Raw genomic sequence first — 5434 nt, 5'->3', positions numbered from 1 at the left:
CGCGACCCGCGCCCGCGCTCGCACGGCGGTTGAAGGGGCCGACGATCGGGGCGATCGGGGCGCTCGACGCGCTGGGCACAGTGACGGGAGTCGCGGCGGCGGGCGCGGACGGGGCGGCGGCCGCCCCGGGGGCGGGAGCGGGGGCATCCGTCGCCGTGTGCCGTGGACGGCGCAGCATGGCCTCGATGCGGGCACGCAGTTCGCGGGGGCGGAAGGGCTTGGTGAGATAGTCGTCGGCGCCGGCCTCGAGGCCCTGCAGGGTGTCGATCTCGTCGTCGCGGGCGGTGAGCATGACGAGGTAGGTGCTGCTGAAGGCGCGAATGCGCTTGGCGGTTTCGAAGCCGTCCATGCCGGGCATGCTCACGTCGAGGGTCGTCACGAGCGGATTGTGCGCGCGCACCGCGTTCACGCCGTCGAGGCCGTTGCTGGCGGTGATGGCTTCGAATCCGGCCTGGGTGAGCACCGCCTCGAGCAGATGGCGAATGTCGGCGTCGTCTTCAATGATCACGGCGACGCGCCGGTCGTCTTGTGGAGCGCTCATTGTTTCAGTATCCCCCACACGGGGCGGCGGGCGGTTGCCGCGTAGACTCTCACGGTGATGAAACAGCCGATCCCTGACGCGGTGGAGGAGTGGTTTTCCGACCTCACCCCCGCAGCCCGGGCGGTGCTGTACCCGGTGATCGACACCGTGCGTGACGCCATGCCCGACGGATACGAGCTCGGCATGTTTTTCGGCATGCCCGGCTGGGTCGTGCCGCTCGCGACATATCCGAACACGGTGACCGGGCATCCGCTGCTCTATGTCAGCGTGTCGGCGCAGGTGACTTCGCATTCCCTGTATCTAATGGGGCTCGCGAGTGACCTCGAAGCGGATGCCGCCTTCCGCGCTTCCTGGGCGGCGACCGGCCTCGCTCTGAACCTCGGCGCCGGATGCCTGCGGTTCAGCTCGCTCGGCGACATCGACCTCGACGTCGTGCGCCGCTGCGTGGCGGGCATCTCGGTGCCGCGGTTTCTGGCGGGCTACGAGCTGAGCCTGCCGGCCTGACCGCCCGCCCAGCCCCTGCCGCGCGCCCCGCTCCGCGTACCATTCGACGGAGTTGGACCTGCTTGTGACGGGTTGTCACGGGACAGGGGCCATTTGGCCGCCAGACTCCGTCGAATGGTACGCACGCCGCGGGTCTGAAGGGGTCCGTTGGCACGGCGCCGCAGCACCTGTTCGGGGCTTATAATAAAGCTTCAGATTTGGGGGGAACAATGCGGGCAACGCGACGGATGCTGCTGCTTCGCATCATGGTGATCCTCACGATGCTGCTCGGCACCAATTACATTGCGTGGCGCTGGCTCTTCTCCCTGAACTGGGACGCGTGGTGGATCGCCGTGGCGCTGGTCGCCGCCGAAACCTACAGTCTGATCGACGTTGCCCTCTTCAGCCTCACCATGTGGCGGGCGACCGACCGGCCCGCGCCGCCGGCTCCGGCACCCGGGTTGACCGTCGACGTCTTCATCACCACCTACAACGAGCCCGTCGCGATGGTCGCCCGCACGGCCGAGGCGGCCCGGGGCATCCGCTACCCGCATCAGACCTGGATTCTCGACGACGGTGCCCGGCCCGAGATGGCCGAGGCCGCCGCCGCTCTCGGTGTGGGGTATCTCACCCGCGGCCCGGACTGGGCCGACCGGCCCCGCCACGCCAAGGCCGGCAACCTCAACAACGCTCTCATGCAGACGGAGGGCGAGTTTCTGCTGATCCTCGACGCCGACCAGGTGCCGTACGCCGAGATCCTCGACCGCACGCTGGGCTATTTCGTCGAGCCGACCCTCGCGCTGATCCAAACACCGCAGCAGTTCGGAAACGTCGAGCCGGGAGACCCCCTCGGCAGCCAGGCGCCGCTGTTCTACGGGCCGATCCAGCAGGGCAAGGACGGCTGGAACGCCGCCTTCTTCTGCGGCAGCAACGCCCTGCTGCGCCGCGAAGCCCTGATGCAGCTCGGCATCACCCGCTACGTCACCGAAATGGAACGCGCCGTCGGCCGTGCGCTGGCCGGCGCGCACCGCGTGCTCGCCCGGGCGCGCCGCACCGAGGGCGCCGGTGACCCGTTTGTGCGCGCCGCGCTCGCCGAGGTGAGCGACGCAATCGATGAGACCCGGGCCGCGATCGCGCACGGAGCGACCCTCGGTGCAGCGACCTACGCGCTGCAGCAGCGCATCGGCGCGGTCTCCCACGAGCTCGTCGCGGTCGACCTGCACCTGCTGGCCCTGGATCTGGCCGTGATCGCCGATCTGCAGGCGGCGTCAGGCCAGCCGGATGCCCCGAGCCCCCTTCCGCAGGACATCGACCAGACGGTCGCGGCCCTGGCCGCGCGCGAACTGTCGCCGCTTGGCGCCCTGGAGAGCGTGCAGGCCCTGCTGCGCTCGATCGACGTCGACCGCGCCCACGAGGCGCAGCCGCTCATGCCGCTCGCCACGATCTCGGTGACCGAGGACATGGCCACCTCGATGCGGTTGCACGGCCTCGGCTGGACCAGCGTCTACCACAACGAACTGCTCGCGGTCGGCCTCGCCCCCGAAGACCTCGGCACGATGCTCACGCAACGGCTGCGTTGGGCGCAGGGCACGATGCAGGTGCTGCTGCGCGAGAACCCGCTGCTGCAGCGCGGGCTGAGCGTGCCGCAGCGGCTGATGTACTTCTCCACGATGTGGAGTTATCTCAGTGGATACGCCGCGCTGGTCTATTTCATCGCCCCGATGGTGTTCCTCTGCCTGGGGATCCTGCCGGTCGACTCGACCGCGCTCGAGTTCTTCCTGCGGTTTCTGCCCTTCATGATCGTGAACCAGCTGCTCTTCGTCGTCGCGAGTCACGGAATCTCCACATGGCGCGGCCAGCAGTACAGCCTCGCCCTGTTTCCGGTCTGGATCCGGGCGACCACCACGGCGCTGGCCAACGTGGTGTTCCGGGTTCCGCTGGACTTCGCGGTCACCCCGAAGACGCGGCAGACGGATGGCCCCGGCTGGCGTCCGCCGTGGCATCTGGTTCGCCTGCAGATCATCGTGGCGGCGCTTCTGCTGATCGCGACCGTGGTCGGCATCACCCGACTGGTGCTCGGAATCGGGGAACCGATCGGTACCGCCGTGAACGTGGCCTGGGTCATCTTCGACCTGACCATTTTGAGCGTGCTGGTGCCCGCGGCCCGCTACCGCGGCTTCGAGCCGGCGGCCGCTCGATCTGAACCTGAACCTGAACCTGAACGTGACATCGAAACCGACACCGACAAGGACCCGCGCTCATGCAATTCACAGTAGACACCCCGAGCGAGGGGATCGCCGTCTTGCGCTTCACCGGACGCCTCAATATGGTCACGGCACCGCGTCTGCGGGAGGCGGTGGGGACATCCGTCACCGCCGGACGCACACGCGTGGTCGTGGATCTGAGCGGGGTCGAGTTCATCGATTCGTCCGGTCTGGGGGCGCTGATCAACGGGTTGAAGACGGCCAGGCAGGCCGGCGGCGACCTGCGGATCGCCGCGCCGAACGAGCAGGTGCGGCTCGTGCTACAGCTCACGAACATGGAGCGGGTGTTCACCGCCTACGCCAGTGCCGACACGGCCTTTGATGTCTGAACACTCGAAGCCGGAAGCGACCCGGCACACGCTGCTGCTGCAGGCTCCGCCCGACAACGTCGACGCCGTTCACGCGTTGCTCGAGACGGTGTGGGCTCACGACGTGCTCGTGTCGGCGGCGGATCGGGTGCGGTTCGAGACCGCCCTGATCGAACTCGCATCCAATGTGTTGCAACACACCGACACCGGTTCGGGCGTGACCTGCTACCTGTGGGTAGAAATTTCGGCCGAACAGATCGTGGCAACGCTGCGCGATTCCGGGGCCAAAGGGGTCGCCGAACTGCCCGACTCCGGGATGCCGGATGAGCTCGCCGAGGGCGGTCGGGGGCTGCCGCTGATTCATGCCCTGGTCGACGAGCTGGATTATCAGCGCGACGGCGACATGAACGAGTGGCGCATCGTGCGCCGGTTGAGCGCATGACCGCGCCGACCGCTCCAGCGCCCGCTGTGCCGACTGTTCCCGCTGTACGCGGCCTGTCGGACCGTGCGGGTGCGGAACTCGAGGTTCCGGCGCCCGCGGTTGCGCCCAGCGAGGCGTTGGGGGGCGTAGCGTCGCTGCGTGAGGGGGCGGTTCCGGAGCTGGCGGTGCCGGTGCCGGTTCTTGTACATCCCGTGTTGGCGGGGCCGGCGGGGCCGGAGGCCGCTCGGCAACGGGCGGTCGACGAGCTGGGGTTGGTCGATACTCCGCCCGAGGATCGCTTTGACCGGGTGACCCAGCTCGCGCGTCGACTCTTTGGCGTGCAGATCGCCGCCGTCACGCTGATCGATCACGACCGGCAGTGGTTTAAATCCTGCACGGGCGCCGACGTCACCGAGGCCGACCGGTCGACCGCGTTCTGTTCGGTGACGATCACGCAGAGCCGGGCCCTGGTCATCCGTGATACCAGGGAGGATGCTCGATTCCGGGAGAATCCCCTGGTCACGGGGGATCCCGGCATCCGTTTTTATGCGGGATATCCCTTGGAAGCGCACGGTGAGCGCGTGGGCACGCTGTGCCTGCTCGATTCGCGGCCGCGAGAATTTTCGGCCGCGGAAGAGGAGCTGCTGAGGGATCTCGCGTTCTGGGTGCAGAAAGAGCTGACCGTGACGCAGGAACTCGACCGAGCCGCGGAGGTTCAGCGCGGATTGCTGCCCAAGCGTTTGGTGAGCCTGCCGGGCTTCGACGTTGCCGGCGGATGCGCCCCGGCCCGCGCGGTCGGTGGGGACTTCTTCGACTGGTATCCGGTGGGGGAGGGCGCCGCGTTCACCCTGGCCGACGTGATGGGTAAGGGCGTCGGGGCGGCGATCATCGCGGCAACCGTGCGGGCGGTGCTGCGGTCGGGGTCGCGGCTGGCGGATATCGGCGACGTGCTCGCGGTGGCCGCGGCGACGCTCGAGGAGGATCTCGACGAGGCGGCCAGCTTCGTGACGCTCTTTCATGCCCGGCTCGACATGGATTCCGGACTGCTGCGGTACGTCGATGCCGGACATGGGCTCTCGATCGTGGTGCGGGCGGGCGGGGGCGTCGAGCGTTTGACGTCGCTGGACCCGCCGCTCGGATTCGAACTCGATGCTCCCTGGCAGGAGCAGTCGGTCACGCTGGGCTACGGCGACACGCTCGTGTCGGTCAGCGACGGTGTGCTTGACCTGTTCGACGGCAGCCTGGCCGCGCTCGCCGAGGTCGCGGCCTTCGTGCGCTCGGTCGAGGCTCGCGCCGGGTCCTCTTTTGCCCAGGCAATCGTCGACGAGCTCATGCGCCTGGCGGCCGGTGGGGCTGCGGCCGACGATGTCACCGCCCTCGTCGTGCACCGCATCGACCGCCGCGCCCGAAGCGCCGG

At 68.6% G+C, this 5434-nt stretch carries 6 protein-coding genes; 5 read left to right on the top strand and 1 reads right to left on the bottom strand.

All coding sequences use genetic code 11. The features are described from left to right. Positions 1-541, bottom strand: a 541-nt coding sequence (locus E3T55_RS14095) for a response regulator transcription factor (RefSeq protein WP_134520202.1), incomplete at its 3' end; no start/stop codon positions are given. 54 nt (positions 542-595) lie between these two features. Here E3T55_RS14095 and E3T55_RS14090 point away from each other — a divergent pair. The 5 genes from E3T55_RS14090 to E3T55_RS14070 all read left to right on the top strand — a co-directional run. After that, positions 596-1045, top strand: coding sequence for a DUF1801 domain-containing protein (locus E3T55_RS14090; RefSeq protein ID WP_134520201.1), 450 nt, complete (start codon positions 596-598; stop codon positions 1043-1045). A gap of 209 nt (positions 1046-1254) precedes the next feature. Next, entirely contained in the window at positions 1255-3300 is a 2046-nt protein-coding gene (locus tag E3T55_RS14085) for a glycosyltransferase (RefSeq protein ID WP_241993069.1), read from the top strand. Then, positions 3285-3617: an STAS domain-containing protein gene (locus tag E3T55_RS14080; protein ID WP_134520200.1), complete on the top strand. Its 333-nt coding sequence runs from the start codon at positions 3285-3287 to the stop codon at positions 3615-3617. Before E3T55_RS14085 ends, E3T55_RS14080 begins: the two co-directional genes overlap by 16 nt. Continuing rightward, a complete protein-coding gene (locus E3T55_RS14075; protein WP_134520199.1) occupies positions 3610-4038 on the top strand; it encodes an ATP-binding protein in 429 nt (142 codons plus the stop codon). The genes E3T55_RS14080 and E3T55_RS14075 overlap by 8 nt, the downstream gene beginning before the upstream one ends. Positions 4039-4325: 287 nt before the next feature. Next, positions 4326-5434, top strand: a 1109-nt coding sequence (locus E3T55_RS14070; RefSeq protein WP_241993068.1) for a PP2C family protein-serine/threonine phosphatase, incomplete at its 3' end; no start/stop codon positions are given.

It is taken from the genome of Cryobacterium frigoriphilum, assembly GCF_004403305.1.
Lineage (GTDB): Bacteria > Actinomycetota > Actinomycetes > Actinomycetales > Microbacteriaceae > Cryobacterium > Cryobacterium frigoriphilum.
Note: the sequence above shows the minus strand (reverse complement) of the source record. Positions and strands in the feature narration are given on the sequence as shown.